Source organism: Spiroplasma endosymbiont of Lasioglossum villosulum (assembly GCF_964020195.1).
GTDB classification, from domain to species: domain Bacteria; phylum Bacillota_I; class Bacilli_A; order Mycoplasmatales; family VBWQ01; genus Spiroplasma_E; species Spiroplasma_E ixodetis_A.
Genome location: NZ_OZ026539.1, coordinates 1,467,636 through 1,493,795, shown reverse-complemented (window position 1 = coordinate 1,493,795; position 26,160 = coordinate 1,467,636). Strand labels below are relative to the sequence as shown.

Genomic DNA, 26,160 nt, shown 5'->3' with positions numbered 1-26,160 from the left:
ATTTCTTCCTTTCGTTTATAAATAATTTTTCTTTTTATAATTAATTAAAAAATTTTCTTTATCATTTGTTTTATTATTAATAATTATTTGTTTATTTCCACCTGTATTAATTGTTTCTTTAAATACTGGTTGTTCTTTAATCATTTTTTTAATAGTTTCTTCAATTTTTGAATTTTCTAAATTATTAGTTTTAAATTTTAAATAATCATAAAATTCAGTTTTAACTTGATATTTTTTAAATATATTAATTATTTCTTTTTCTTTAATTTCTTGATTAAGTTTATTTAACTTATTTTCTGCTTCATTATCTTTATTTTCTATTTCTTGTTGAACATTATTTTCAGTTAAAGGTTCAGTTGTTTGTTGAACATTATCTTTATTTTCTAACATTTAACATTCTCCTAATCTTATCCCAATAATCAATCTTTAACTAATTGTGGTATTTCACTTATTAATTTTTTATAATCATTAACTGCATTTTCTAATGTATCAATATCAGAAAATTTAAAACAATTATCAATATGTAAATCAAAATCTCTATCAATACTAATATCTTGTTTTCTATATTTTTCATTAAATTCAATTTTTGTCATATTATTTTTCTCCTTTATTAATCTTTTCATTTAATTTTGCTAATTTTTTTTGATGTTTTATAATTTTGTTATTTGCTCTAACATGTTTTGGAGTTGTGATAAATCTTTTTAATAAAACAATAATTTCTCTGCAAATTAATGTTCCAACACTTGTTCCAATAATTATTAATTCATGTAAAAATTCTTTCATTTCAATATTTTCCTTTCAATTATTTATTTTTTAATTATTCATCAAATTGACCACCATTAATTCTTTCAATCATCGATTTTGAATTACTTATAATGCTTACTAATAAGGCAATTTCTTTATTTAATTGTTCCATTCTCTCTTTATATGTATGAATTTCATTATTATAATATTCAAGTAATTTTTCTTTATTCATAAATTATTCACCTCCTTTATAAACTCATGTGATTATAATCTCAATTTAGTGAAGCATTATCATGATTTAATGGAACTTCGCTCATATTATCACTACCATATTGACTAGTTCTTTCACTATTAATTGTGAATCTATTATCATTAATTAATCTTGCAGTTTCATTATTAAATGATGTTTCTTGCATTTCTTCAATATGATTAGTTGTTTCCATTGGTAATAAATTATGAATAATTTCACTTATTCCTGCAATAATAGTAGGTACTGCATAAGCATTATTAAAATCATTATTAATACCCATAGTAACTCCACTTGATATTAAACATCCACCAGTTGCCATATTACAAATCTTTCTTATTGTTTCAAATTTATTAGGTATTAACTCAGTTAATCCACTAATAAGATTTGATATACCATAAGCATTTAAACTAATATATGTATCTCAATTCATTAATGACTGATTTTCTTGTTTATTTAATAGTAATCATGGAGGACCTTCTGTTGTAGTTGTAGTAGTTATTGGAGTTGATGTTGTAGGAATAATAGGACTAATATTATTTTCTGTTCATTTACTATAATTTGCTAAACCAATTGTTCCTAAACCTAATAATATTTTTTTACTACTATTAATTAATTTAGTTTTAGTATTTGGTCTTTGATTTAAATTTCATATATCTAAACCTAATTTTTTACCAAATAATAAACTATTAATTGAACCTAATACTGGATTTGCAATTACTTGACCATAATAAGCACTTGTACCAATCATTGTACAAATTGGACTTATACCAGTTCTAATTAACTTAGTTAAAGTATAATTTGATTGTGTATTTTCGTTTGGCATTTTAATCTCCTTTATTTACTTTTAACATTTCTCTTACAATATCTAATAAAGTATTTACTTGATATTCATATAATTCAAATTCATAATTTCTAATTTTAATTTTTTCCTTTTTCATTTTTTTATTCTCCTTTAATTTTCTAATTTTTTAATTGTTACTTTAATTCAACCTTGATAAACATCATTATTACCAACTATTAATGCAACATTACTTTCTGGGTCCGAAACAATTATGTGTTTGGATTTAACATTTGGGTATTGTCTTAAAATAATTGCTCTAATATCATTACTTGTATGAATTGCTTTTGGAAATGGTGATAATATTTCAATTTCATTTTTATTTTCAAACAAAGTAGGTAATATTATCATTAGTCAAATTCACCTTTTTCTATTTTTTCAATTAATAAGCTAAATTGTAAAGGTAAGTGCAACTAAATTATTTTTCTATCCAAATATTCGATTGGTGAAAGATAATTTAGTATTTTTCTTGGTCTTTGGTTTAAAGACAATATAAATTTATGAACTTCATTTTTATTAGTTTTTGAAAAAATAAATTTTTTAGGAAATTTTTCTCTAATTAAACCATTAGTATTTTCATTAGTACCTCTTTGTCAAGGTGAATATGGATTGGCAAAATAAATTTTTATATCTAAATTTTTTTCAAGTTGTTGTCAATTTGAAAATTCTTTGCCACGATCAAAAGTAATAGTTTTAACAATGTTTTTAGGAAGAATTGATAAATAATAACTAACATTTTTATTAATAACTTTAGTAGTTCTGTTTTTAACTAATATTGCTAAAGTAAATCGTGATACTCTTTCAACTAAAGTTATTAAACATGATTTGCTTTTACCTCGTGATGATACTATAGTATCTCCTTCTCAATGACCAAGTGTTATACGATCATTAACATTTATATCTCGTTCTTTAATTGATTTACCATTAAACTTGCCACGATTTTCTTTAGATTTTCGTTTTTTACCTTTTCTTCTTAAATTTTTACTAGTAACTTTATCAAGCATTCCAAAATAAATTCAAGTATAAATTGTTTTAAAACTAATAACTCACTCTTTATGAAAATTTTTAATTCTGCCATAAATTTGTTCAGGTGATCAACCTAATAGTAATTTTTGTTGTACATATTTTACTAAATTCTTATTTTTAAACTTATGAAAACTAATATGTGATTGTTTTCGATTTTCAGCTTTATTTTGTGCAATTAATGAAAAATAATGATTATTATCTTTATTTCTATTAATTTCTCGAATAATAGTACTAATACTTCGATTAAGATTTTTAGCTATTTCACTAATTTTAAATTTAAATTTCAATTGATTCTCAATATAAATCCTTTCATCTATGCCAAGATGTTTATAACTCATATAAAAACTCCTTACTTTTTTCTAAACTAAATTTAGCATTATGAAATTTTTATATGAGAATTTTTTGCAATTTTATTTACTTGCACTTACAAGTATAACTCAGCATAAATTTAAAATATTTTTGTCAAAATCAGAGTTTGTATAATTAATTTTTTTAGTTCATTTAATTATATCTTTCATATATTTAAGTAATTTTTCTTTATTCATTATCAAAGTCTCCTAAATTTCCTCAACTTCTTCTATTTCATTTATTAACTGCTTCTAATCAACAACTATTACAGGTATTGGATAAAAAGTTTTCTTTTACTTTATTGCACATAGAACATTTATCTTCATATTTCATATTATTTCTCCTTATTTTCAATTTGATTAGCAATTTCATTTAATATTTTTAATACTTTATATTCATTTTTTAATTCTTTAATAATAAATATTAAAAATATTATTAGTGTTATACTTGTTATTAATATTGGTACTATTAATAAAAATTTTCATAATATCATTTTTTACTCTTTTCATTTTTTAAATCATTTAACATTTATTGAACAAAATGCACGATTTTTAGGAATGTTTAAAGTGTTAAAGATTTGACCAGTTACAATAATTTCATCATTTTTGTTTAATAAAATACAGCGTCTATAAAGTTTTGGGTTATTAAAAATTAAAGTAACGTAGTTTAATCCATTTCATTGACCACGAACACTATAATATAATTCTTTATTACCTTTTTCGTAATATTTTGCTTCAATAGTGTTACTCAGTTTTACTGTTAATTTGACATAATTTGCTTTATCTTTCATTTTTATAATTCCTTAAATAATATTGAATATGTTTATATGCATCTTGTTCATGTTTTGTAAATTTTATATTTCCTTTATAATTTTCTATTTTAGTTTTATTTTTTGGTTCGCTTTCTTGAAAATCTCAATTCATAACGTCTTCTACTAATACCATTAATGCACCAATAATTTTAGGTGTTGCTAATGGATTAGTTAATAATTGTTTTGAAGTTAAAAAGAAATTTTCTACAATAACTAATATTTTTTTATCAATAAATTTGTTTTTAGTTATTTGAAAATATATTTTATAAAAATCTTTACTTTCTAAAATAGTTTTTGTTTTAAATGTTTTATTTAAAACAATACTATTAGTTTCATTTGAATATATAACGATTCCATTATTACCAATTCCAGCAGGGTCAATTCCAATAATTAAGTCATATTGCATTATTAATCAAAGTTTCCATTTTTAATTTTTTCTTGTAATCTCATTATTAATTTCATTTTTCAATTACTAATATTAATTTTAATTTCATCACTAATATCATCTTTAAGTAATTCCATAAATTCATTATCAAGATAATAAATTAATTTTTCTTTATCCATATTTATACCTCCTGCTTAACCTAATATTTAAGATACAGTCGTAACAAATTGTTTTACTATTTTTATCTCTTAAAAAATATTTTCTTGTTTTTATATCATTAGTATTAAAGAATAAATAATCTAATTTATTTTGTTTACATGTTCAACAAAAATACTTTTTCATTATGAGTTGAAATTTCCTTATAAGAAGTAACTATATAATTAATTGGTAAATCATCATGTTTATATGGATTATTTATTTTAAAACATTTTCTGTTTTCTTCTCACGTAATGTTATATTTAAAACAAGGATTAGTAATTTTAGTTTTGTTATCTGTTATTTCACCCATAAATCAACTATTATGCTGTTCATAAAATTTTAATGGTTCAAGTTTTATATCATTAAGATAATATTCTTTTGAAGCAGTTGGTTTATTAACAGTTATTTTTTGGTCTGTAATATATGGTTCTAATAATTTTATTAATTCATTACCACTTAATTCTCTTTTAATATTTTCTAAATTAAAAACTCAATATGTATATTTATCATCAGCAATAAAACTATTATTTTTAACCATTCATTTTGGACATTGTAATTTATATTCACCATAATCAATAAGAATAGCTTGTGGTTTATCTTTAACCATTTGTTCTTTTTTAAATTCTATTTGCATAATAATTCTTTCCTAATATGTTCTGTTGCTTATAGCATAAAGAACATATATTTTGATTTTTAGATTATTAATAATACTACTATTAGTTTTATTCATTTCAGAAATTCTGGGCTCAAAAATAAATTGTGAAATTTTAAAAAGAAATCGAGGCATTCGATTCAATATTTATTTAATTTGTGTTAAACAAATTAATATTTTAATTGAACCGGCACCGCTCAATTTTTTTTACAAGTTTGAAATTTATTTTCTCGCCCAAAAAAATTTTCAAAAAAAATAAAAAATAAAACCAACACTTGCTCACTGGGGGGTGGCAAGGTTGGTTAAATAAAGAATAGAATTAATACAATAGGTCCCTACAACAGGTCTATATATACTAGTTTCCAATTCGCTCCCACCCCAAGAATTACCATTAAATGGTTAGTATATTTTATTAGGTATCACTCCACTTTTTATTTATCCATGCAAGTCCACATGTTCTAGCTACTATTTTTAACAACTGTGTTGTAGTTCACTTTTTTAGTTCCCTAACACGTGTTGATAATAGCGTTAAAGAGGTTTATTAAAAATTTTAAAATTTTACAATTACAAAAAAAAGACAAGATTATTTCTTGTCTTTTTCCTTAATAATAACTTTGAGAATAATTTTTATTTTATTTAAATATATATTTTTTAAAATACGTCGAATATAAATTTAAGGGTAAAAGAGAATTTAATTTTTCTATCATCATTTTTAAATGGTAATATTGGAAAGAATTTATTTATCTAGTAATTCATCTTCCTACTTTTTTGGGAACCTCCCAAATAAAAATGTAATATTTTAATTTATGAAAGGAAAATATATATGAAAACTTTAGTAACATTATTAGGAACGATTGGTTTAGCATTTACAAATGCAAATAATTTTTTAAATATAAATAATAGTCCAAAAGAAGTTAAAGAAATAACTTATGAATTTAGTGAAAATAAAAAAGATATTGTTCATAGTTATAAAACATCATCAATATCAAATCCAGCTTATGAAAGTTGAGATTTTGTAGTTTCTACAGGTTTAAAATCTTTTCAAAAACCAAAATCTATTAGAATATTAGAATGATTTTTAAATAATGGTTCAGATAAAATAGATTGAGGTTCAGATCATTATGATGTATTTTCTGTTCCTTTAAAAATAATGGGAAAAGAAATTAATAAAATTAATGAGGGAAAAATTACAGATGAAGAAGTAGCATATAATAGAATGAATTTTTCATTTAAAGAATCGTATCAAGATTTTTTAGCAACTGCTGAAGTTGTTAGAGGTATAACTACTGCATTATTTTTTGATAATCTTGATTGACACATTCAATTTTTATTTCCTGCAAAATTAACATTCGATATGTCATTTTCTAATGTATATTTAACTAGAAGTTTAGGGTATGGATTGAAATTTGCAATAGATTATTAATTAAATATTTAAAATAAAGTTATAATATAAAATTATTAAAGCAGATTGTAATTCAAAGTCTTACACTTCAAATTACAATCTGCTTTTAGTTAGAAAAAAAGTTTTTATATTATTTATTTTTTATAAGCAATGGCTAATATTTTTATAATATTCTTTTAAAGATTTTTTTTAAAAAGCTGAGTTATACTTGTAAGTGCAAGTAAATAAAATTGCAAAAAATTCTCATATAAAAATTTCATAATGCTAAATTTAGTTTAGAAAAAAGTAAGGAGTTTTTATATGAGTTATAAACATCTTGGCATAGATGAAAGGATTTATATTGAGAATCAATTGAAATTTAAATTTAAAATTAGTGAAATAGCTAAAAATCTTAATCGAAGTATTAGTACTATTATTCGAGAAATTAATAGAAATAAAGATAATAATCATTATTTTTCATTAATTGCACAAAATAAAGCTGAAAATCGAAAACAATCACATATTAGTTTTCATAAGTTTAAAAATAAGAATTTAGTAAAATATGTACAACAAAAATTACTATTAGGTTGATCACCTGAACAAATTTATGGCAGAATTAAAAATTTTCATAAAGAGTGAGTTATTAGTTTTAAAACAATTTATACTTGAATTTATTTTGGAATGCTTGATAAAGTTACTAGTAAAAATTTAAGAAGAAAAGGTAAAAAACGAAAATCTAAAGAAAATCGTGGCAAGTTTAATGGTAAATCAATTAAAGAACGAGATATAAATGTTAATGATCGTATAACACTTGGTCATTGAGAAGGAGATACTATAGTATCATCACGAGGTAAAAGCAAATCATGTTTAATAACTTTAGTTGAAAGAGTATCACGATTTACTTTAGCAATATTAGTTAAAAACAGAACTACTAAAGTTATTAATAAAAATGTTAGTTATTATTTATCAATTCTTCCTAAAAACATTGTTAAAACTATTACTTTTGATCGTGGCAAAGAATTTTCAAATTGACAACAACTTGAAAAAAATTTAGATATAAAAATTTATTTTGCCAATCCATATTCACCTTGACAAAGAGGTACTAATGAAAATACTAATGGTTTAATTAGAGAAAAATTTCCTAAAAAATTTATTTTTTCAAAAACTAATAAAAATGAAGTTCATAAATTTATATTGTCTTTAAACCAAAGACCAAGAAAAATACTAAATTATCTTTCACCAATCGAATATTTGGATAGAAAAATAATTTAGTTGCACTTACCTTTACAATTTAGCAAAAAATAATAATATTAACTTGTTAAATTATTAATCTAGCTGAAAAAGTAGTAGTTTATAATATTATTATCAATTGGTAGTATTTTAAGTTTGTGTTTTTTATTTATAGTAATAATAATAAACTAATATATATGTTTTAAAGACAATTACATTATAAAAATATACAATTTGATTTTTATGTTTTAATAAATTATTTACTTTAATTTTCTTTTGAATCTGATTTTTAAACAAAATATTTATTTTGTGCATTAGATTATCTTTCTCCCATAAGTAGTATAATAATATTATAACATTTTATATTAAAATTTTATATAAAGTAAAAAAAGGAGTAGTCAAAAAATGATAAATAATAATTTTATTAAAATAGGTTTAATAATTGGAATGATTATGTCAATAATATTACTTATTAGTTGTATTATTTATGGAATATTTACATTTTTTAATTATTTTTCATTAGTTATTATTTTAATAATTATTTATGGACTATTTCAGGTGATTCCCTTTTTACTTTGTTTAAATAATTATTTTATTGAAGAAAAATGATTATTTTTAACAGGTTTATTTAGTTTAACAACATTTGTTATTCCTGGAGTTTTAATTTTAATTGGTTATTTTGTTAGACAAAAGAAATTAATAAAACTTATTAATAATAATTAATTTGTAAAAAAAATAAATATTATTTTATTTTTAGGTTATTATTTTATATAATTTTCCTTTATTAATATTGCTTCATGTTTCTCTATATAATAGACTTCTTGTGGATAGTTATTTATTAAAATTTAATGATTAAAATTAAAAAAGATAGGAAATCTATGATATTTGATAAATTAAAAACTATTAAAAATACAAGATTATTAAGATTAACTAGTATAAATAATATTAATTTTAATAAAATTCTAGGAATTTTAAAAACAGAAGAATTAAAAAAGTTTATTAATTAAAATATTTTATGGAAAAATTTATAAATAAGTTGGTAATTTTTTAATAAAAAAATCATTTAATAATTCTCAATTTCACCCTCGTCCAGATTGCGGCGTTAATAATCATTCAGCAAAGGCTTCGGCAAAAAATTCACCTTTTTTATAGGGTTTCGCTTGGCTTCAAAATATACGACCATAATTACTTTGCACAATAATCATTGGGAATACTAATCTTTTTTGATAATCACTATTACTAATATTAACTTTATCATTTAAGTAATCCATTAATAATTGACTACAATCAGAAATTGGCGTCTTCATCACGTGATTTTGTGCTCTTCAAACAGATGAATAATCATTATTAATTTTAAAAATATTTTTATTAAGTAAACAATTTTCGATTTTATTATTTTTAGGTCAATTTCAATTGTTATTAAACGTACTACGTTCATCATCCGTTAATGATAAAAAATTATCGAAAGCATGACCATATTGATGAGTACTAACACTAATTATGTTATTAGTTGCTCATCAACCCGCTTGATAGTTTGCGCTAATTTCTTTAGTATTAACAAAATCTGGATCATAAATTTGACGTTGACTATTAATTAGATAAGAATATTGATTATAAGCAACGACGTTTTTATTTGATATTGGTGCTTGAGTAACACTTTGCATTAAACGTAAAATATTATTTTTACCATATACTCCTGCCATAATATTATAAAAACGTAATTGTTCTTTTTTTGTTGTTTCAGTAGCAAGTTGACTTAAACCAACATCTTTATATAATTTTTCTCAATCAACATTACTGTTTTGAGTTCCTAGTCGTGTATTAGTTAAATCATGTGCTAATTGATTAAAATCAAGAAAAGGTAATGGTTTACTAGCATTATCATAAAAACTATTAAATTCATTATTTGCCATTTGACTAGCTGGGTTTTTAATTTTTCGTTCATTCTCTTTAATAAAACTAGTCATTTCTGATGATCAACGATAACGTAATAAACCAAGATAATAATCACGATTATAATTAACTTGGCAACTTCAAACAATAATTCAAGCAAGTAAACCAGTAACCAATAAAACTATGAAAATTATAAAAAATTTACGATATTTTTTCATAAAATCTCCTTTTAAAAAAATTATTATTAATAATTTCAATTCCTTATTTAAATTAATAATCATAGAAAGAAAAAAATGTACCTTCTAGAAATTTTATATTTTTGTTTGCTTTTTTTGAAATTGATAACTAAATCATTACCATTATTTTTTCATTTCATTTTGAATAGTAATTTATTATTTATATAAGTAAAAAATGCACTTCTATAAATTTTAAAAGTGCATTTTATTTAAACTTATTTTTTATCCTAAATCTTCATCTTTTGTTAGAATTTCGCGGTTAGGATTTTGTTCAACTATTAATTGTTTGTAAATTGTATCACGATATTTTACACAACCATCAATAACATTATCTAAAGGATTTTGAGCAACACGTACTTCAAAGATATCTCCCTCATATTTTTGACGAATTGGTTTTGTACCTTTTTCAACTTTAACTTCGATGAAATATTCCTTAGCCAATTCTTCTTTAATAAATTCATCAATTTTTTTAATGTAAGCTCCACCACCACAAATTGTGATTCCCTTACCTTTTTTCTTTAAGTCACTAACACTACCAGCAGCTTTTTCCCCAGAAGTTCTTAGTACTCTACGAATTGATGGAATAACATGTTCTCTAAATTGAACTTGCATTACATTTTCACGAATTTCTTCTGGTGTAATTTCAATAGTTTTAGAAATTGACATTGTTTCTCCTGGCTGAGAGTCTAATCTAGGTAATGAAACACCTGAAATAGTATATGGTTTTTCATCTTGATATTTCATAAGTGAACCGATGTTCTTTTTAACATCTTCTGCTTCTTTAGTACCAATTTTTAAAGCATGCTTTTTAGCTATGTATTCTTGAATTTTTTGTGTTAAATAGTCTCCAGCACAATGTGTTGTATATGAATATAGGATTGAATCGTTGCTAAGTACGGCAATATCAGTACTTCCCCCACCAATATCAACACACATAATTGCAGTTCCAAAAATATCTTGGCCTGAACCTAATGCTGCCATTTTAACTTCTTCTTGAACAAATCCACGAAGTGCTCCTAAACGATGAACTATATTTTCTAATGCTTCTCTTTGTACTGAATTAATTTCACTTGGTGTTGCCATTAAAACAATTAAATTACGGTTTTTATCAGCTTGTTTTGAATCTTTAATTTCAAGTCTAAAATCTTGAAAAATTTTAGCAAGGATACGTTGTAAAGCATCTGGATCAGCAATATTACCATCACGAACTGGACGCTTAATAACAACATTTTCATTTGTTTTATCAATTAAAGCTTTAGCTTCTTCACCATAAAGAATAATATTTTTTTCATAGTCTTCAGCAAGATAAGTTGGAGCATCATATGTAAGTCCAATGTTAACATACCTTGCTTTAAAGTTTTCTGTTCCAACATCTAAAGCTAATCATTGGTAGTCATTAATAGACTTAATATTACTTTTTTTATTTAAGTTTTCTTTGGGTTTTTTATCAAATAATCCCATTTTTTTTCCTCCTTCTACACACCTGGAATTTTAATTACTTGGTCTAATGAATCCTTTTTCATATACATCTTGTTTATGAGTTTCATAGGCTTGAGTTCCTCTAATTACACACTCTCTTGGATTATTAGCAGATACCACATGTTCTAAATTTAGTCGTTTTTTTAGATAAGTTGTAATATTTTCAAGCAAAGCACCTCCACCAGTGATAGTTAAACCGTCTTTCATAATCATTTCTGAAAAGGCAGGTCCAGCTTTATCAATAATGTCACTACATAGTGCAACAATTGGTTCAAAGGCTTCAGTAACTACTCTAGCTACTTCTTGCTTAGGAACTGTAATTTGTTCAGGTTTTTTAGTTTTAGTACTTTTTCCATGGATAGTAATTTTATTTTCACTATCTTTTTCACCATCTATTCAAATACCAGCACTAATTTTTGTTTTTTCAGCCTCCATTGAGCTAAGAGATATATAGTGCATTTTTTCAAAATGTTCTTTAATACTACGTTCAATAGCATTTCCAGCAATTGGAATTGAATCTTGAACAATAACTTCTCCACTTGATAAAATGGCACAGTCAGAAGTTCCACCACCAATATCAAGAATAAATACTCCTGAAGCATCTCAAAGTGCTTCCCCACCACCAATAGCTGCCAATTTTACTTCAGGAACAATAACAACTTTTTCAGCTTTCATTACGCTTTCATTACTTGCATTATATCTATTGGGAAATTTATCACTATAAATTGGAATTTTAGCTATTTTTTTTCCTTGTAGAATTTCACGTAAAACAGTTCTATCTAATTTATAAACCTTAGATGGAATAGCTACAAGTGCTACTGAATTTTCTCAAATTTTTTCAGCTTTCACATCAATAATTTGTGTAAAAATTTCAGTTAATAAAGCAATCAAAGCATTATTGTCACTAATAACGCCATTAGCCATTGGTTCTCTGAAAATTTTATTCGCTGGAGTTTTTTCTTTCATTAATAAAGCGGCTTCACCAATGAATACTTCTCCGTTTTCTGTATCAAATACAATTGCTGATGGTTGACTATAAACAACCCTTCCATTAACTCTGACAATTAAATTTCTTGTTCCTAAATCTAGAGAAACAATATTAACGTCTTGGTTATTGTGTCCGTCATTAGTAACCTCTATTTTTGTTGCCATATAAAAATCATCTCCTTTTCCCACTCAAATTAATATTTATTTATTAAGTTGATATATGTTAATATTACCACATGTAGATTTGCTAGTAGTAAATTTAGCATATATGATTAGTTGGCTAACTATTTAGTTAATTATTACTAGTATATAATTAACTAAAAATGTGAATTGGAGAATAATAATGGAAAATCCAAAAAAAATATTGAAAAAATACGACTTACATGCAGTTAAAAAGTTTGGACAAAACTTTTTAATTAATAATAATATAATTGATAAAATTGTTAAAACTAGTAATTTTAAAGATGAAGATGGCATTGTTGAAATTGGAGCGGGCATTGGTCATTTAACTAATAAATTACTCAGCACTGCGCAAAAAGTTGTGACAATTGAAATTGACAAAAAATTAATTCCTGTTTTAGAAAAAGAGTTAAATGAATACAAAAATTTAAAAATTATAAATGATGATTTTTTAAATTTAGATTTAAAAAAAATCATTAATGAAGAATTTGCAATAAATCAAAAAATTCATGTAATTGCAAATTTGCCTTATTATATTATTTCACAAATTGTTTTAAAATTATTAGAAAATATTGAATTATTTGATTCATTTACATTAATGATGCAAAAAGAAGTTGCACAAAGATTTTGTGCTAAACCTAAAACTAAAGTATATAATAATCTTTCTGTTATGTGTCAATTTTATTGTGATGTTAAAATTATTTTTGATGTTAGTCCTAATAATTTTACTCCGATACCTAATGTTACAAGTAGTGTTGTTTATTTTAAAGTAAATCCTAAATTTCAACTTGATGAACCACAATTATTTTGAAAATTTGTAAGAAGTTGTTTTGTTAATAAGAGAAAAACATTAGTTAACAATTTGGGTATTTATTTAAATAGCAAAGAAAAAGCCGTTAATTTAATTAACGACTTATCTTGATCATTAACAATAAGATCTGAAGAATTAACATTTTCAATGTTTTACCAGTTATTTACTATTATTAATAATAAATACCTTTCAGAATAATTATTAAAATTAATGATATTAGAATGTGGATAATAAGTATATAAAACACCTCAGCAATAATCCTTGTTTATTAATAAACATATTTTTAAATATTTATTATCCGTTAACTATTATAATGATTTTATTTTTTTTTGCAAAAGATATAACTTTTTATTAATTATTTTTAATTAATAGTCTTTAAATTTAATATACTTAAATTGTAATAAACATTGTATAATGAAATTATAATTATAATTTTTAGAAACATGTAAAGGAGGATTTAATGAATAATGTAGAAAACATTGTAGTTTTTGGTTTAAGTGCTAGTCAAAAATTTACACAAGAAGTTTGTAAAAAACTTAATATTGAACCTGGAAAAGCAGAAATTAGTCGTTTTGCTGATGGTGAATTTAACATTCAATCTATAACATCAGTACGAGGGAAAGTGGTATATATTATCCAATCAACTTCGCCGCCAACTAATGATAATTTAATGGAATTATTAATTTTTGTTGATGCTTTAGTTCGTGCATCTGCTGCTAAAATTCATGTAGTAATTCCTTATTTTGGTTATGCTCGTCAAGATCGAAAACAAGGTGGTAGACAACCTATTACTTGTAAACTTGTTGCAAATTTATTAACTGTTGCGGGTGTTGATCGTGTTATTACTGTTGATTTACATTCACCACAAGAACAAGGATTTTTTGATGTTCCTGTTGATGATTTACGAGCAACTCAAGATTTAGCATCTTATTTAATTGAAGAAAATTTAAGTAATTTAGTTGTTGTATCTCCAGATCATGGTGGTGTTACTCGTGCTCGAAGATTAGGTAATTATTTAAGTGTACCTTTGGCAATTATTGATAAAAGAAGAACAACTCCTAATCAAAGTCAAGTTAAGTTTGTATTAGGAGATGTTAAAGAAAAGAATGCTATTATTATTGATGATATGATTGATACAGGTGGTACTATTATTAATGCAGCAAAAGCTATTAAAGAACATGGTGCAAAATCAGTTTATATTTTAGCTACTCATGGTATTTTTAGTGGTCAAGCTTCAAAAAAATTGAAACAAGCTGTTATTGATGGAATTATTAAGGAAGTTGTTATTACTAATACTATTGAAATTTCTGAGGAAAAAAAGTTTAATGGTTTAAAAATTATTTCAATTGCTGATTTTATTGCAAAAATGATTGATGCTTCAATTAATAATAAATCATTAACAAAAGTTTATGATGATAAAACAAATGAATTAATAAAAAAAATTAATAATAAAAATAGTAAAAAATAATAAAGAGGAAATTTAAAATAGATGAAATTAGTTATTGGATTAGGAAACCCAGGTAAAGAGTATGAATTGACACGTCATAATATTGGTTTTATTATTATTGATATGATTTGTGAAACATTACAATTAAAAATTAATCAAACTAAATTTAATGGTCAATATGTTAAAACTGTTGTTAATGGCACTGATGTTATTTTTTTAAAACCATTAACTTTTATGAACTTATCAGGTTTTTGTGTTTCAAATTTTATGAATTATTTTAAAATTAAAATTGAAAATGTGTTAATTATTCACGATGAAGTTGATTTAAATTTTGGTCAATTTCAATACAAACAAAAATTTAGTGCTGCTGGTCATAATGGAATTAAAAGTATTTTTAATCAAATTGGTAGTAAAGATTTTCAAAGATTAAGAATTGGTGTTGGTAAAAATCCTAATTTTAACACGGCTGATTGAGTTTTGAGTAAGTTTAGTAATGATGAGTTAAAGAATATAAAAGATCATAAACAATTTTTTGTAGAAAGCATTAGTAGTTGAATTACTGATAGTAAATTTGAAAATATTATGAATAAATATAATAAAAAATAATTAATATATTATAAAAATATTAAAGAATATTTTCATTTTTATGTTTTCTACATAAGTAAACATAAAGTTGTGTTTCTTTTTCTTTTTTAATTTTTTCTAATTCTTTTTTTATTTCTTCAATTAATAAAATATCATTTTGTGTTTGCTGATATTGATTTATTTCATTTATTTTTTCAAGTTTTGCTTCTAGTAATTTTTGCTTACAAATAGGACAAAGTTTGTCAAAATCATCATTATTATCATTTTGAAAACTGTCATTATCAAAATTTCATTTCATTTTTTAAGTTTCCTTTACTAGTTTATTTTAATAACAATATTTTGATAATCATTATTAAATAATTATATAATTAATTTATAAATTTATAAATACTTTTTTTGAGTATAAAGGAGACAATATGAAAGCAAAAAAAAATATAATCAAACCAACAATAGAAAAGGCAAAAACTAAAGTTGAACAACTTAATAAAACTATTAAACCAAAAGTTAAAGATGTAAAAAAAGCAACTAAAGTAAAAACGCAATCAATAAAAACTGACACTGTTAAGCCAATCATTAATAAGATGAAAGTAGATTTTGAAAAATCAAAACATATAATAAAAGAAGAAAATCAAAAAATTGCTAATAAAATTGTTAATACTAAAAATATTTTAATATCAAAAATTGATCAACCAAAACCATTTAAAACTACTGCTATTATTGGTTGTCAATGAGGTGATGAAGGAAAAGGTAAAATAACTGACTATTATAGTCAAAATTCTGATGTTATTGTTCGTTGAAGTGGTGGTGATAATGCCGGACATACAATTGTTTTTGATCATCAAAAATATAAATTAAGTATTATTCCTTCTGGTATCTTTAATAAAGATTCATATTGTGTTATTGCTAATGGTTGTGTTGTTAATCCAGAAAAATTAGTTTCTGAAATTGAATATTTAAAAGCTGCCGGTTTTAGTTGTCAAAATTTACGGATTTCTGATCGTGCTCATATTATTTTACCTTATCATTTAGCATTTGATGAATATGAAGAAAAAATTAAGGGCGATAAAGCTATTGGCACTACTAAAAAAGGAATTGGACCTTGTTATGCTGATAAAGTTAATCGGATTGGAATTCGAATGGGTGATTTATTAGATAAGGATCGGCTATTAGAATTGATTACTGATAATTTGTTAATTAAAAATAAAATATTAAAAAATGTTTATGGATATGAAAAAGAATTTAATGCGCAAACAATATATAATCGTTTATTAGAATTATTACCATACTTTAAAGATTTAATTATTGATACTGGTCAATTTTTAAATGAACAATTAGTTAGAAATAAAAAGATATTATTTGAAGGAGCACAAGGTACTTTATTAGATTTAGATCATGGTACATATCCTTTTGTAACATCTTCTAATCCAAGTGCTAGTTCAATTGCTATTGGTTCAGGTATTTCTTTAAAAGCAATTAACGAAATTATTGGTGTAACTAAAGCATACAGTACAAGAGTTGGTGCTGGTGCATTTCCTAGTGAAGTTTTTGGTAAATTAGCAGATTATATTCGTATGACTGGTAATGAATATGGTACAGTTTCAAAAAGACCAAGAAGAATTGGATGATTTGATGCAGTTATTGCTAAGTATAGTGCACAAATTAATGGATTTACTAGTTTAGTTATTATGTTGTTAGACGTGCTTATTGGTATTGAAACATTAAGCATTTGTACGCATTATACTTTAAATGGCGAAATAATTAGATACATACCTTCTCAAATTAATAACTTTAATAAATGTCAACCACATTTTATTACTATGCCTGGCTGAAATGAAGATATTACTAATATTACTAGTTATGATGAATTACCAGAAAATGCTAAAAATTATTTAAAAAAAATTAGTGAGTTGGTGGGTGTTCCAATTAGAATATTTTCTGTTGGTCCAGATCGTAAACAAACTATATTTATTAAGGAGTAAAAATGATTGAACGTTACGAAACAAAAGCAATGACTAATATTTGAAATATGAAAAATCGTTTAAACTTATGAATGAATTTTCAAATTGATGTTTGTGAATCATTACAACATTTAAATATAATTCCTCTTAAAGATTTTCAATTAATTAAAAAAAATGCTAAATTAGATATTGAATTAATGAATAAATTAGAATTAGAAACTAAGCATGATGTAGTTGCTTTTACTAGAATGTTGAGTGCTAACTTAAAAACTGAAAGTCGTTGAATTCATTATGGTTTAACTTCAACTGATATGGTTGATAGTGTCCAAAATCTACAAATAAAATTTTCAAATGAAATTATTGAAAAAGCTTTAATTACTTTACAATTGAAATTAAAAGAGTTAGCGTTTAAATATAAAAATCAATTAGTAATTGGTCGCAGTCATGGTATTTTTGGTGAACCAACTTCATTAGGATTAAAATTTGCTTTATGATACGATGAAATAAATAGACAGTTAGTAAGGTTGGAATTAGCAAGAAAACAAGTTGAAGTTATTAAGATTACGGGTGCTATGGGTAATTTTGTTCATATTTCGCCAAAAGTTAGTGAATTTATTGCTAAAAAATGAAAAATGGAAGTTGACAGTTGTGCTACGCAGGTAGTACAACGTGATCGTTTGATTTTTTTAATTACACAATTAAGTTCAATTGCTACAACAATTGAAAAAATAGCTTTAGAAATTCGTTTGAGTCAACGTAGCGAAGTTAATGAACTTTTAGAGGGATTTTCTATTTCACAAAAAGGTTCAAGTTCAATGCCACATAAAAAAAATCCAATTGGTTCTGAAAATATTTGTGGTTTAGCAAGATTAGTTCGAAGTTATAATAGTATAGTATATGAGAATAATTTATTATGGTATGAACGTGATATCTCTCATAGTTCTAATGAACGCATTATGTTACCTGATATTTATCATATATTAGATTTTATTATTAATAGAATGACAAATATTTTAGATAATTTAGTAATTAATACTAGTGCCATGGCAAATAATATTGCTAAAGCTAATGAACTTTATTTTTCACAAGTAGTTTTATTGACTATTATTAAAAATAATCCAAAAATAACACGTGAAATTGCTTATGATTTTATTCAAAAATGCACTTTAGAAGCACAAAATAAAATGATTAATTTTAAAGATGTATTAATAAAGAATAATATTAATCAATATTTAACTAGTGAACAGTTAAATGAATGTTGTAATAATAATATTTTTTTAATAAATGTTGATTATATTTTTAAAAAAGTTTTTAAAGATAAATAATGTTTAATATTAAATTTAATTAGCATTTAATTTATTAATATTTGTTTTTTTTATTTTATCTAATAATCAATAAATATAAAAGATTAAGAAAATATTGTAATTAGTCACTAGATTATATAAGTTTAAGCAGTGAAAATTATGAAGAAATACAAAATCGATAATAGTTTTCCTTTTATAAATCAACATTTTAATTTTATTACAAGCTATGATGATAATGAAGAACATTTTTATGATGTTTTAGATGATCGATACTTAAAAGATAATGGAGAATTAGATATTAATTTATTAAAAAAGAAAATTAATAAAATAAAAATAATATTATATTAGTAATAAGAAATATAAATGTGAAAAAACATTGCAGTCATATATTAAAAAACAATCTATATTTCTTTCTTATAATATAAATAGTATTAAAAAGTTAGAAATTTTCGAAAAACAAAAAACAAGTAAAATTTTTAAATTTAAGAATAAATTAGTTAAGTTTTTAACTTTTGGTTATTATAATTTTGAAAAAAAACGAATTAACAAAATAGTATGTGAAAAAGTTAATATAAGTAATCAAAAAGAAGAATTGAAAAAGGTTGGATTAAAAATTTTAAAACTTAATAATATTTTAGAAAAAATAGAAAAAGAAAAAAGAAGACAATGAGAAAAAAATGATCTTTTGAGAGATTGATATGATTTTGCAATTTCAAGAAAATTACAAAATCAACCATTAATGAGTAATGGTAATCAGTATTTACCAGTAAATAATTATGATAATGAAAAAAGTAGTATTCTTTCACACGTAAATAGTGATTATCAGTTTTACTTAAATGTTGATATAGATGCTGTTAACTCTGATAATGGTTTTAATAAAAATCAATATCAACAAAAATGTTTCATTTTATAAAAAAATAAAGATTAATAAAATATTATTAATTTAAATAAGTATTACAATAAATAATACTATTTTAATGTAAAATTATAATTATTAAATTTAGGAGCAAATAATGACAAAAAAATTTTATATTACTACCCCTATTTATTATCCTAGTGCTAAGTTACACTTAGGACATGCTTATACAACAATTATTGCTGATGTTTTAGCTCGCTATAAGAAAATGCAAGGTTATGAAGTATTCTTTTTAACTGGAAGTGATGAACATGGTCAAAAAATTGCTAAAAAGGCGGATGAAAATAAACAAACTCCACAAAAATTTGTTGATGATATTGTTGTTGGGTTTAAGAATTTATGAAAAAACTTAAATATTGATTATGATAAATTTATTAGAACAACTGATAAAAATCATATTTTAAGTGTTCAGAAAATATTCAGGAAATTATTAAAACAAAATGATATTTATTTGGGAAAATATGAAGGCTCATATTGTATTTCTTGTGAAGAATTTTTGACAGATAGCCAAATTAATAAAACTAATAATACATGTAAAATATGTCAAGGTAATATTACTACTTTATCAGAACCATCATATTTTTTAAAATTGGAAAAATATACTAAACAATTATTAAAATATTATGATGAATACCCATTATTTTTATGACCACTTAATCGTAAAACGGAAATGATTAATAATTTTATTACGCCAGGCTTAGAAAATTTAAGTGTTACTAGAACGAGTTTTACTTGAGGGGTACCAGTATTAGAAAATCCAAAACATGTTATTTATGTTTGAATTGATGCATTAAGTAATTATTTAACAGGATTAGGTTATTTACAAGATGATGACATTAATTTTAAAAAATTTTGACTAGATTCAAATTGTGAAATTGTGAATTTAGTTGGTAAAGAAATTAGTCGTTTTCATATGATTTATTGGCCAATTTTATTAATGGCATTAAACTTGAGACAACCAAATCGAATTTTGGCCCACGGTTGAATTACTAATGAAGAAGGAAAAATGTCAAAATCAAAAGGTAATGTTATTGATCCTTTAGTATTAGTAAATCGTTATGGTGCAGATGGATTACGGTTTTTTTTAATGAAAGAAATTATTATTGGTCATGATGCAAAATATAGTCATGAATTATTTTTAAATTGTTATAACTCTTATCTTGTTAATGATTTAGGTAATTTGCTTTCGCGAACAGTTACAATGATCATTAAATATTGTGATGGTAAAATTCCCAAAGTTAATTTAAATAAGTTACAATCAGAAGCAATAGAAATAATTAAAATTATTAAAAGTACTATTAATGATTTTAATATTGAAATGGATGAGTATCAAATTCATGAAGCAATTAATGTCGTTTTTAAATTAATAACTAGTGGTAATAAATTAATTGATTTAACAAAACCATGAGATTTACATAAAAATAATAAAACTATTGAATTACATAATATTTTAAATTTATTAGCAAATATTTTAATTATTAGTAGTGCTTTATTAAGTCCAATTTTGGTTAATAGTTCATTAAAAATTCATGAACAATTAGGTGTCTTAAAAATTACTAAACCAATAGTCAATATTAACTTGAATGAAGTTTTTAATAAATCTGTTAATAAAAAAGAGTTATTATTTCCAAGATTAAATATCGAAGATGAATTATCATTTTTAAACAATGCATTTAAATAAAATATAAGAGTTATTAAAAAAATGACAGTTATAGATAATAAATATCCAATTCATTTTGTATGAATTGGAGAAATACCAATTACTGTAAGAAATAATATAATTTATGCGGCTTTATTACATCAACATGAACGTGAAGTTATTTTATGAATTTCTAAAAATGAAAAAAATAGGGAAATTACTGAAAATGAAAAACAACAACATAAGTTACTTAATAATATTAAAATTATTAGTTTAAAAGAAATAGAAAATTTAGAAAATAATGATGTAGTAATATTTGAACAAATATTTAAAAATAATAGATTAGCAATTAAAGAAAAACTAAAATCAGCATCAGATTTTATAAGAATTGTTATATTAAGCCAATATGGAGGCATTTATTTAGATGGTGATGTTGAATTAAAACGTTCACTCCCTAGATTTCTTTATGCTTGTTATGGTATTTTATTAAATATTAAAATTAAAAAAATGATAATTATAAATTATATTTTGATACAGATTTTTATGATGTAATTGTTGTTACAAAACATTCTAAAATTATTAGTAAGGTAATAAATGAATTAAGAGAAGAATTAGATCAAAAAAATAATCCAACATATGATGTAGGAGAATTGGTAAAAATTCAAAAAATTGTTAATTATATAATTGAAAATAATTTTAAAGAAGAAGAAAAAGAAATATTATATGATGCTAATAGTCAGTATATAGGAGTAGATTTTTATTCAATGAAAAATAATTTATATTTTTCATTAAAGACTTTTAGAAAAATGGCATTTCCATCAGAATTATTTTCTTCTTTCGATATTGGTTATCAACACGGTTCCAATAATTGAAATGAAATAAATGAAACCGAATATAATAAACAAAGAAGATTACAAAAAATATCAGAAGAGTATGTAAAACAAATAAAAATAATAGAAAACATTTCAATAATGATTACATTTGAAGGTAATTATAGTGAAAAAAATAAATTTTTATTTCAAAAGCATTTTCAAAAACTTAAAGAGATTTATAATGAGTATATAATTAAGTAACGTTTTTCTTTTATTTTGTTTATAGTTATATTTTATATAATTATGTGTTATTATATTTTTGTATTAATTAATAATTAACTATTTAAGCATTTATGCTTCAGTCGAAAGGTAGTTTTTTTGTTATGAAACAAGATTTTTATATTAAAAAGGTTTTTTATGCTTGTTATGTGAAAAATATAGTGTTGCCTATTTCATTTTTGAGTAATATTGGAAATAAAAAAGGTAAATGTTATGTTGGTAATAAACAAAAATTGAGAAATAGTACTGTTCGTGCAAAAAATAATTTAATTCAAAAAGCATTACATAATTTTTATGATAGTAAAATAATGAGTTTTGTTACTTTAACCTATAAAGATAATATGCAAGATATTAAAAAGGCTAAAAAAGATATTGGCTTATTTTTATTAAATTAAAAAAATGATGAAATGACCCTAAACGTTTAAAATATTTAGGTGAATTAAAGTATTTTTATGTTTATGAATATCAATCTCGTGGAGCAGTTCATTTTCATATAGTTTTTAATAGAAAAATACATAAAAGTATGTTATTAGAATGATGAACTCATGGTTTTAGTGATTTAAAAGTAGTTAAAAAAGGAACTAATGAATTTGTTATTAAATATTTAGGAAAATATGTTACAAAAGCATTTGATGATGTTAAGTCTTTAAATCAAGCGGATGTAGGCATTAAAGCATATGCTTTTAGTCGTAATTGTAAAAATCCTATTGTAATTCGTGGTATTAAGAAAATAACAATTCAAGATATAATTAAAGCAAGTTTTAATGCTACAAATGTGTTTTATTTTAAAACTCCAAAAGATAGTGATGGTAATACTGTTTTAACTGGTGGTATTATTGAAAGTACTGTTGTAAATGATTATTTTAAGGATTATGAAGATTATGAACGTTATTTATATTTAAGTGCTTTATCGCATAAATACTATTTACGAACTAGTGAAATTGGCTATTTAATTCATAAAGATAAAGATGTTTTGACTTGGACAGAAAAAGTTTTTGGTAATAAAGTTGAAAAAATAATTTTTGGTAATAAAAAGTTAAATTAAATTTTAATTATAATACTTGTATATATATATATATATATATATAATGTTATTTGTAATTATGCTTTTATTCGACTGAAAGTATAATTACGTTTTTTTTATTTGTTTTTTTATTTTTTATGTTATTATGTATGTAGATATTTATTTGCTTAATAATTGCGTTAATGTAACGAATTAATAGTAGTAAAAGGTTATTAAGAGTAAATATTTAACTATTACAATTGTTTAAACAATTTCAGTCGAAGGATAATTAAATATTTACTTTTTTTTATTTTTTAATTATCACAAGTTGTTTGAACATAATAGTTTTTTATTAAAGACAATTTAATATTTTTACGTAATGTATTTATATATATTTATTATGATTTTTTTTAAAAGAAAGAGAGGCATACCTCGGTTCGGTTAAATTAAAATTCAGGTTAAGTATTTAGGGTAATTTATTCTTTTTCCTATTCGACTGGGAATTTTTTTATTTTTAAATAAATTAATAAAAAAAGAGTGGGTAATAAATTAATATTAATGGTCGGTGCCAACCAGAACCTTGGTTGGTTGGCCGTGGGGGGTTTACCCCACCGGGGTAGGTTGCGAAGCAACTAGGGGCAACGCCCCTAGGAACTTGATGAGTAATAATTAATATTAAAACTGATTTAGGAGAAAATAAGTTAAAAGTTATTGAATGAAGTAATAAAAGTAAAGATGAAATAAATATTGAAGGTAAAAAAAGAGAATACAGTTTAAACTATCAAGCAGAAGAAAATCAAAAAAATACAACAAAATTTTTATAAAAAAATAAAAAATGTATAATTTTTTTATACATTTTTGGTGAAAATTAAGAGTTAAATATGAAATTTATTCGGGTTCATAAAATGGAACAATAACTTTTAAAGTATCTGGCTCTTCAGTTTTTAGTAAACGTTTGTCAATTTTATAAAGGTTACTATTAGACATTGCAATTCAATCCAATAAGTCTTTTTCATAAGCAATTTCTTCATAGAAATCAATTAAGAATCAGTCATAAAATTTCGCAGTTAAATTATCATTATTTTCACGAGCACTTTTAACAAGTTTATTAGTAAAATCAAGTAATTCTTCTTTAGTAGATTTTAATTTTTTTAATGCTTCTTCAATGTTTTTTGTAGTAAAAGTTGGAACTTTAATGTCTTTAATTTCAACTTGAGCATCTTGATCCATTAAATAGTTACAAATTTTACGAATATGAACAACAGCATCAGCTGCTTCTACTTGGAAGAAGCGCGCAAACCCAGGATATCCTTTTTGATTTGCATCATTACTTAATTTAAAACTAAGCATTTGATATTTTAGATGTTCACTAATATAATCATTTAGATCATCGTTAATCTTTTTAATCATTAAATACACCTTCTTTCTTGGCTTTATATATATTATACTACTTTAATACTATATATATTAAAATAAATTAAGAATAAAAATATTGTTAATTAATTGTTTCTGTTGCATTTTTTATGAAGTAAGTTCAGTGAATAGTTCAAGACTAATTTGATCATGTGCTCATTTATTTGGATGAACATAATCAAAGAAAAAATTATTATTAATAGTTTCTGGAGTTGTTCCATCAATATATTTTGGATTTAAATTTAAAGCTAAACCGGGAATTGATCATTTTATTGATTCATTAGTAATATTTTTTCCTATTTCTTGTGCTTCAGATAATAAATTACTAAAATTAGTTTCTAAGTCAAACGGTCTGATATTAATATCAGAATTATTTTTTATTAATTCAGTAATTTTATCATTTCATTTGTTATTATATTCATTTGATAAGTGGTTTGCTACTTCTTTAACAGATTGTTTTTCATTAACATATTTTGGAATATTACTAATGTTAGGCACATTGGCAATTATTAAATTTTGAGCACCAGCATTAATTAATGTATCAACAGTTTCAAACTCAGTTGTTATTGCATTATTAATAATTGACTCTTGTTTTGCTGTTGAATTTTCATCCATAGCAGAAAGCAGATCATTACCACTTATTTCAATAAAAATATCATCATTTTTTTGTATTTTATGATCTTTTAATAATTGATTAGCTTGGTGGTCAATAGAATAATGATTTAAGAATAATTGATATTCTCAACTATGATTTTGTCCGGCTTGTGCTCCACCTACAGCATAGTTATTACCTTTTTGATATCAAGCTGGTAATAGTTCTGTTCCTAGTTTTTTCGCTAAAATACTAGCAGCAACATCGCCATTAGTAAATGAATTATGATAAAAAGGTTCTTGAAATTTAACTTTATCTATATTTCAAGTATCATAAGTAAAAATATTAGCTAAATTACCATTATCTGATAAGCTGTCGCCAAGGACATATAATTGTGATTTAACACTTATTTGTTCATTAAAATGTTTTGCTATCATTTCATTTCCAGCAGTTAAAGTTATTGTTGTCAGAGTGATGTTTATTAAAAATGTTTTCATTTGATAAATTCCTTTTCTCATTAAAAATTTAAATATGAAGGTAATTTTTAAAAGAAAACTATATTCTCTTTTAAAAATTAATAACTTAACTTAATAGTAAGTTATTACCTTCATATTACCATATTAGTAGTAATCAGTAAATAATGTTTTATTACAAAAATAAAAATTGATTTTAAAAAATGATTATATAAATTTAATTATTTATTAAATTTAATGCAGTTTTTAAGAATAATTTTATGTCAATATCGAGTGAAAATTTCCCAAAA

The 26,160-nt window shown here is 23.1% G+C and carries 37 protein-coding genes; 16 read left to right on the top strand and 21 right to left on the bottom strand.

Annotation, left to right across the window (positions count from 1 at the left end):
* Positions 1-15 precede the first annotated feature (15 nt).
* The 15 genes from AACK81_RS08730 to AACK81_RS08660 form a co-directional block, all read right to left on the bottom strand.
* Positions 16-390, bottom strand: coding sequence for a hypothetical protein (locus AACK81_RS08730; RefSeq protein ID WP_338961503.1), 375 nt, complete (start codon positions 388-390; stop codon positions 16-18).
* Between the two features lie 17 nt (positions 391-407).
* Entirely contained in the window at positions 408-593 is a 186-nt protein-coding gene (locus tag AACK81_RS08725) for a hypothetical protein (RefSeq protein WP_338961501.1), read from the bottom strand.
* 1 nt (position 594) lies between these two features.
* Positions 595-783, bottom strand: coding sequence for a hypothetical protein (locus tag AACK81_RS08720; RefSeq protein ID WP_174481134.1), 189 nt, complete (start codon positions 781-783; stop codon positions 595-597).
* Between the two features lie 34 nt (positions 784-817).
* The gene (locus AACK81_RS08715) at positions 818-976 is read right to left on the bottom strand and encodes a hypothetical protein (RefSeq protein WP_338961498.1); all 159 of its coding nucleotides are present in this window, start codon (positions 974-976) and stop codon (positions 818-820) included.
* 16 nt (positions 977-992) lie between these two features.
* Positions 993-1,817, bottom strand: coding sequence for a hypothetical protein (locus AACK81_RS08710; RefSeq protein WP_338961495.1), 825 nt, complete (start codon positions 1,815-1,817; stop codon positions 993-995).
* 129 nt (positions 1,818-1,946) lie between these two features.
* On the bottom strand, positions 1,947-2,183 hold the full coding sequence (locus AACK81_RS08705) for a hypothetical protein (protein WP_338961492.1): 237 nt from the start codon (positions 2,181-2,183) through the stop codon (positions 1,947-1,949).
* A 62-nt stretch (positions 2,184-2,245) separates the two neighbouring features.
* Positions 2,246-3,196, bottom strand: a complete 951-nt coding sequence (locus tag AACK81_RS08700; protein WP_338960236.1) for an IS30 family transposase — start codon at positions 3,194-3,196, stop codon at positions 2,246-2,248.
* A 72-nt stretch (positions 3,197-3,268) separates the two neighbouring features.
* On the bottom strand, positions 3,269-3,403 hold the full coding sequence (locus AACK81_RS08695; protein ID WP_338961485.1) for a hypothetical protein: 135 nt from the start codon (positions 3,401-3,403) through the stop codon (positions 3,269-3,271).
* The gene (locus AACK81_RS08690; RefSeq protein ID WP_338961243.1) at positions 3,396-3,539 is read right to left on the bottom strand and encodes a hypothetical protein; all 144 of its coding nucleotides are present in this window, start codon (positions 3,537-3,539) and stop codon (positions 3,396-3,398) included. The genes AACK81_RS08695 and AACK81_RS08690 overlap by 8 nt, the downstream gene beginning before the upstream one ends.
* 1 nt (position 3,540) lies before the next feature.
* Positions 3,541-3,699 carry a hypothetical protein gene (locus AACK81_RS08685; protein WP_338961242.1) on the bottom strand — a complete coding sequence of 53 codons (159 nt, stop codon included), beginning with the start codon at positions 3,697-3,699 and terminating at the stop codon, positions 3,541-3,543.
* Between the two features lie 3 nt (positions 3,700-3,702).
* On the bottom strand, positions 3,703-3,996 hold the full coding sequence (locus AACK81_RS08680) for a hypothetical protein (protein WP_338961240.1): 294 nt from the start codon (positions 3,994-3,996) through the stop codon (positions 3,703-3,705).
* Positions 3,986-4,423, bottom strand: coding sequence for a hypothetical protein (locus AACK81_RS08675; RefSeq protein ID WP_338961482.1), 438 nt, complete (start codon positions 4,421-4,423; stop codon positions 3,986-3,988). The genes AACK81_RS08680 and AACK81_RS08675 overlap by 11 nt, the downstream gene beginning before the upstream one ends.
* A 2-nt stretch (positions 4,424-4,425) precedes the next feature.
* Positions 4,426-4,581, bottom strand: coding sequence for a hypothetical protein (locus tag AACK81_RS08670; protein ID WP_338961479.1), 156 nt, complete (start codon positions 4,579-4,581; stop codon positions 4,426-4,428).
* On the bottom strand, positions 4,574-4,744 hold the full coding sequence (locus tag AACK81_RS08665) for a hypothetical protein (RefSeq protein WP_338961476.1): 171 nt from the start codon (positions 4,742-4,744) through the stop codon (positions 4,574-4,576). Before AACK81_RS08665 ends, AACK81_RS08670 begins: the two co-directional genes overlap by 8 nt.
* Positions 4,716-5,234 carry a hypothetical protein gene (locus AACK81_RS08660; RefSeq protein ID WP_338961473.1) on the bottom strand — a complete coding sequence of 173 codons (519 nt, stop codon included), beginning with the start codon at positions 5,232-5,234 and terminating at the stop codon, positions 4,716-4,718. The genes AACK81_RS08665 and AACK81_RS08660 overlap by 29 nt, the downstream gene beginning before the upstream one ends.
* A gap of 841 nt (positions 5,235-6,075) precedes the next feature.
* Here AACK81_RS08660 and AACK81_RS08655 point away from each other — a divergent pair.
* The 4 genes from AACK81_RS08655 to AACK81_RS08640 all read left to right on the top strand — a co-directional run bounded on the left by AACK81_RS08655 (position 6,076) and on the right by AACK81_RS08640 (position 8,870).
* A complete protein-coding gene (locus tag AACK81_RS08655; RefSeq protein ID WP_338961471.1) occupies positions 6,076-6,675 on the top strand; it encodes a hypothetical protein in 600 nt (199 codons plus the stop codon).
* A 279-nt stretch (positions 6,676-6,954) separates the two neighbouring features.
* Complete coding sequence (locus AACK81_RS08650) at positions 6,955-7,905, top strand: IS30 family transposase (RefSeq protein WP_338960236.1); 951 nt, start codon at positions 6,955-6,957, stop codon at positions 7,903-7,905.
* A 363-nt stretch (positions 7,906-8,268) separates the two neighbouring features.
* Positions 8,269-8,586, top strand: a complete 318-nt coding sequence (locus AACK81_RS08645; RefSeq protein WP_338961468.1) for a hypothetical protein — start codon at positions 8,269-8,271, stop codon at positions 8,584-8,586.
* A 125-nt stretch (positions 8,587-8,711) separates the two neighbouring features.
* Positions 8,712-8,870, top strand: coding sequence for a hypothetical protein (locus AACK81_RS08640; protein WP_338961466.1), 159 nt, complete (start codon positions 8,712-8,714; stop codon positions 8,868-8,870).
* Between the two features lie 18 nt (positions 8,871-8,888).
* Here the strand turns inward: AACK81_RS08640 and AACK81_RS08635 are convergent, their stop codons facing one another.
* The 3 genes from AACK81_RS08635 to AACK81_RS08625 all read right to left on the bottom strand — a co-directional run bounded on the left by AACK81_RS08635 (position 8,889) and on the right by AACK81_RS08625 (position 12,623).
* Complete coding sequence (locus AACK81_RS08635) at positions 8,889-9,974, bottom strand: hypothetical protein (RefSeq protein ID WP_338961464.1); 1,086 nt, start codon at positions 9,972-9,974, stop codon at positions 8,889-8,891.
* Between the two features lie 240 nt (positions 9,975-10,214).
* Positions 10,215-11,453 (bottom strand): rod shape-determining protein, encoded by a 1,239-nt coding sequence (locus tag AACK81_RS08630; protein WP_338961463.1) that lies wholly within the window; start codon positions 11,451-11,453, stop codon positions 10,215-10,217.
* 30 nt (positions 11,454-11,483) lie between these two features.
* A complete protein-coding gene (locus AACK81_RS08625; protein ID WP_338961461.1) occupies positions 11,484-12,623 on the bottom strand; it encodes a rod shape-determining protein in 1,140 nt (379 codons plus the stop codon).
* A 178-nt stretch (positions 12,624-12,801) separates the two neighbouring features.
* Here AACK81_RS08625 and rsmA point away from each other — a divergent pair, with 178 nt between their 5' ends.
* From rsmA to pth, 3 genes are all read left to right on the top strand, one after another.
* The gene (rsmA, locus tag AACK81_RS08620; RefSeq protein ID WP_338961458.1) at positions 12,802-13,647 is read left to right on the top strand and encodes a 16S rRNA (adenine(1518)-N(6)/adenine(1519)-N(6))-dimethyltransferase RsmA; all 846 of its coding nucleotides are present in this window, start codon (positions 12,802-12,804) and stop codon (positions 13,645-13,647) included.
* A 262-nt stretch (positions 13,648-13,909) separates the two neighbouring features.
* Positions 13,910-14,917 carry a ribose-phosphate pyrophosphokinase gene (locus tag AACK81_RS08615; protein ID WP_338961456.1) on the top strand — a complete coding sequence of 336 codons (1,008 nt, stop codon included), beginning with the start codon at positions 13,910-13,912 and terminating at the stop codon, positions 14,915-14,917.
* A gap of 21 nt (positions 14,918-14,938) precedes the next feature.
* Positions 14,939-15,502 carry an aminoacyl-tRNA hydrolase gene (gene pth, locus AACK81_RS08610; RefSeq protein ID WP_338961453.1) on the top strand — a complete coding sequence of 188 codons (564 nt, stop codon included), beginning with the start codon at positions 14,939-14,941 and terminating at the stop codon, positions 15,500-15,502.
* A gap of 19 nt (positions 15,503-15,521) precedes the next feature.
* Here pth and AACK81_RS08605 read toward each other — a convergent pair whose 3' ends face one another.
* Positions 15,522-15,779: a hypothetical protein gene (locus AACK81_RS08605; RefSeq protein ID WP_252320612.1), complete on the bottom strand. Its 258-nt coding sequence runs from the start codon at positions 15,777-15,779 to the stop codon at positions 15,522-15,524.
* Between the two features lie 118 nt (positions 15,780-15,897).
* On the opposite strand from AACK81_RS08605, the gene AACK81_RS08600 reads away from it, so the two are divergent.
* The 9 genes from AACK81_RS08600 to AACK81_RS08560 all read left to right on the top strand — a co-directional run bounded on the left by AACK81_RS08600 (position 15,898) and on the right by AACK81_RS08560 (position 23,434).
* Complete coding sequence (locus AACK81_RS08600; protein WP_338961451.1) at positions 15,898-17,460, top strand: adenylosuccinate synthase; 1,563 nt, start codon at positions 15,898-15,900, stop codon at positions 17,458-17,460.
* Positions 17,461-17,462: 2 nt separating this feature from the next.
* Positions 17,463-18,764, top strand: coding sequence for an adenylosuccinate lyase (gene purB, locus AACK81_RS08595; RefSeq protein ID WP_338961450.1), 1,302 nt, complete (start codon positions 17,463-17,465; stop codon positions 18,762-18,764).
* Positions 18,765-18,902: 138 nt separating this feature from the next.
* Positions 18,903-19,091 carry a hypothetical protein gene (locus AACK81_RS08590; RefSeq protein ID WP_338961449.1) on the top strand — a complete coding sequence of 63 codons (189 nt, stop codon included), beginning with the start codon at positions 18,903-18,905 and terminating at the stop codon, positions 19,089-19,091.
* A gap of 28 nt (positions 19,092-19,119) precedes the next feature.
* Positions 19,120-19,656, top strand: a complete 537-nt coding sequence (locus AACK81_RS08585; RefSeq protein ID WP_338961447.1) for a hypothetical protein — start codon at positions 19,120-19,122, stop codon at positions 19,654-19,656.
* 100 nt (positions 19,657-19,756) lie between these two features.
* Positions 19,757-21,340: a methionine--tRNA ligase gene (metG, locus tag AACK81_RS08580; RefSeq protein ID WP_338961445.1), complete on the top strand. Its 1,584-nt coding sequence runs from the start codon at positions 19,757-19,759 to the stop codon at positions 21,338-21,340.
* A 21-nt stretch (positions 21,341-21,361) separates the two neighbouring features.
* On the top strand, positions 21,362-21,850 hold the full coding sequence (locus tag AACK81_RS08575; RefSeq protein ID WP_338961443.1) for a glycosyltransferase: 489 nt from the start codon (positions 21,362-21,364) through the stop codon (positions 21,848-21,850).
* Positions 21,851-21,948: 98 nt separating this feature from the next.
* Positions 21,949-22,371 (top strand): hypothetical protein, encoded by a 423-nt coding sequence (locus AACK81_RS08570; RefSeq protein WP_338961441.1) that lies wholly within the window; start codon positions 21,949-21,951, stop codon positions 22,369-22,371.
* A 122-nt stretch (positions 22,372-22,493) separates the two neighbouring features.
* On the top strand, positions 22,494-22,784 hold the full coding sequence (locus AACK81_RS08565; protein WP_338961439.1) for a hypothetical protein: 291 nt from the start codon (positions 22,494-22,496) through the stop codon (positions 22,782-22,784).
* Positions 22,769-23,434, top strand: a complete 666-nt coding sequence (locus tag AACK81_RS08560; RefSeq protein WP_422397374.1) for a rolling circle replication-associated protein — start codon at positions 22,769-22,771, stop codon at positions 23,432-23,434. Before AACK81_RS08565 ends, AACK81_RS08560 begins: the two co-directional genes overlap by 16 nt.
* A gap of 846 nt (positions 23,435-24,280) precedes the next feature.
* Here AACK81_RS08560 and AACK81_RS08555 read toward each other — a convergent pair.
* Both AACK81_RS08555 and AACK81_RS08550 read right to left on the bottom strand, forming a co-directional pair.
* Positions 24,281-24,802 (bottom strand): ferritin-like domain-containing protein, encoded by a 522-nt coding sequence (locus AACK81_RS08555; RefSeq protein ID WP_174481292.1) that lies wholly within the window; start codon positions 24,800-24,802, stop codon positions 24,281-24,283.
* 111 nt (positions 24,803-24,913) lie between these two features.
* Positions 24,914-25,894: an SGNH/GDSL hydrolase family protein gene (locus tag AACK81_RS08550; protein ID WP_338961432.1), complete on the bottom strand. Its 981-nt coding sequence runs from the start codon at positions 25,892-25,894 to the stop codon at positions 24,914-24,916.
* Positions 25,895-26,160: the final 266 nt, after the last annotated feature.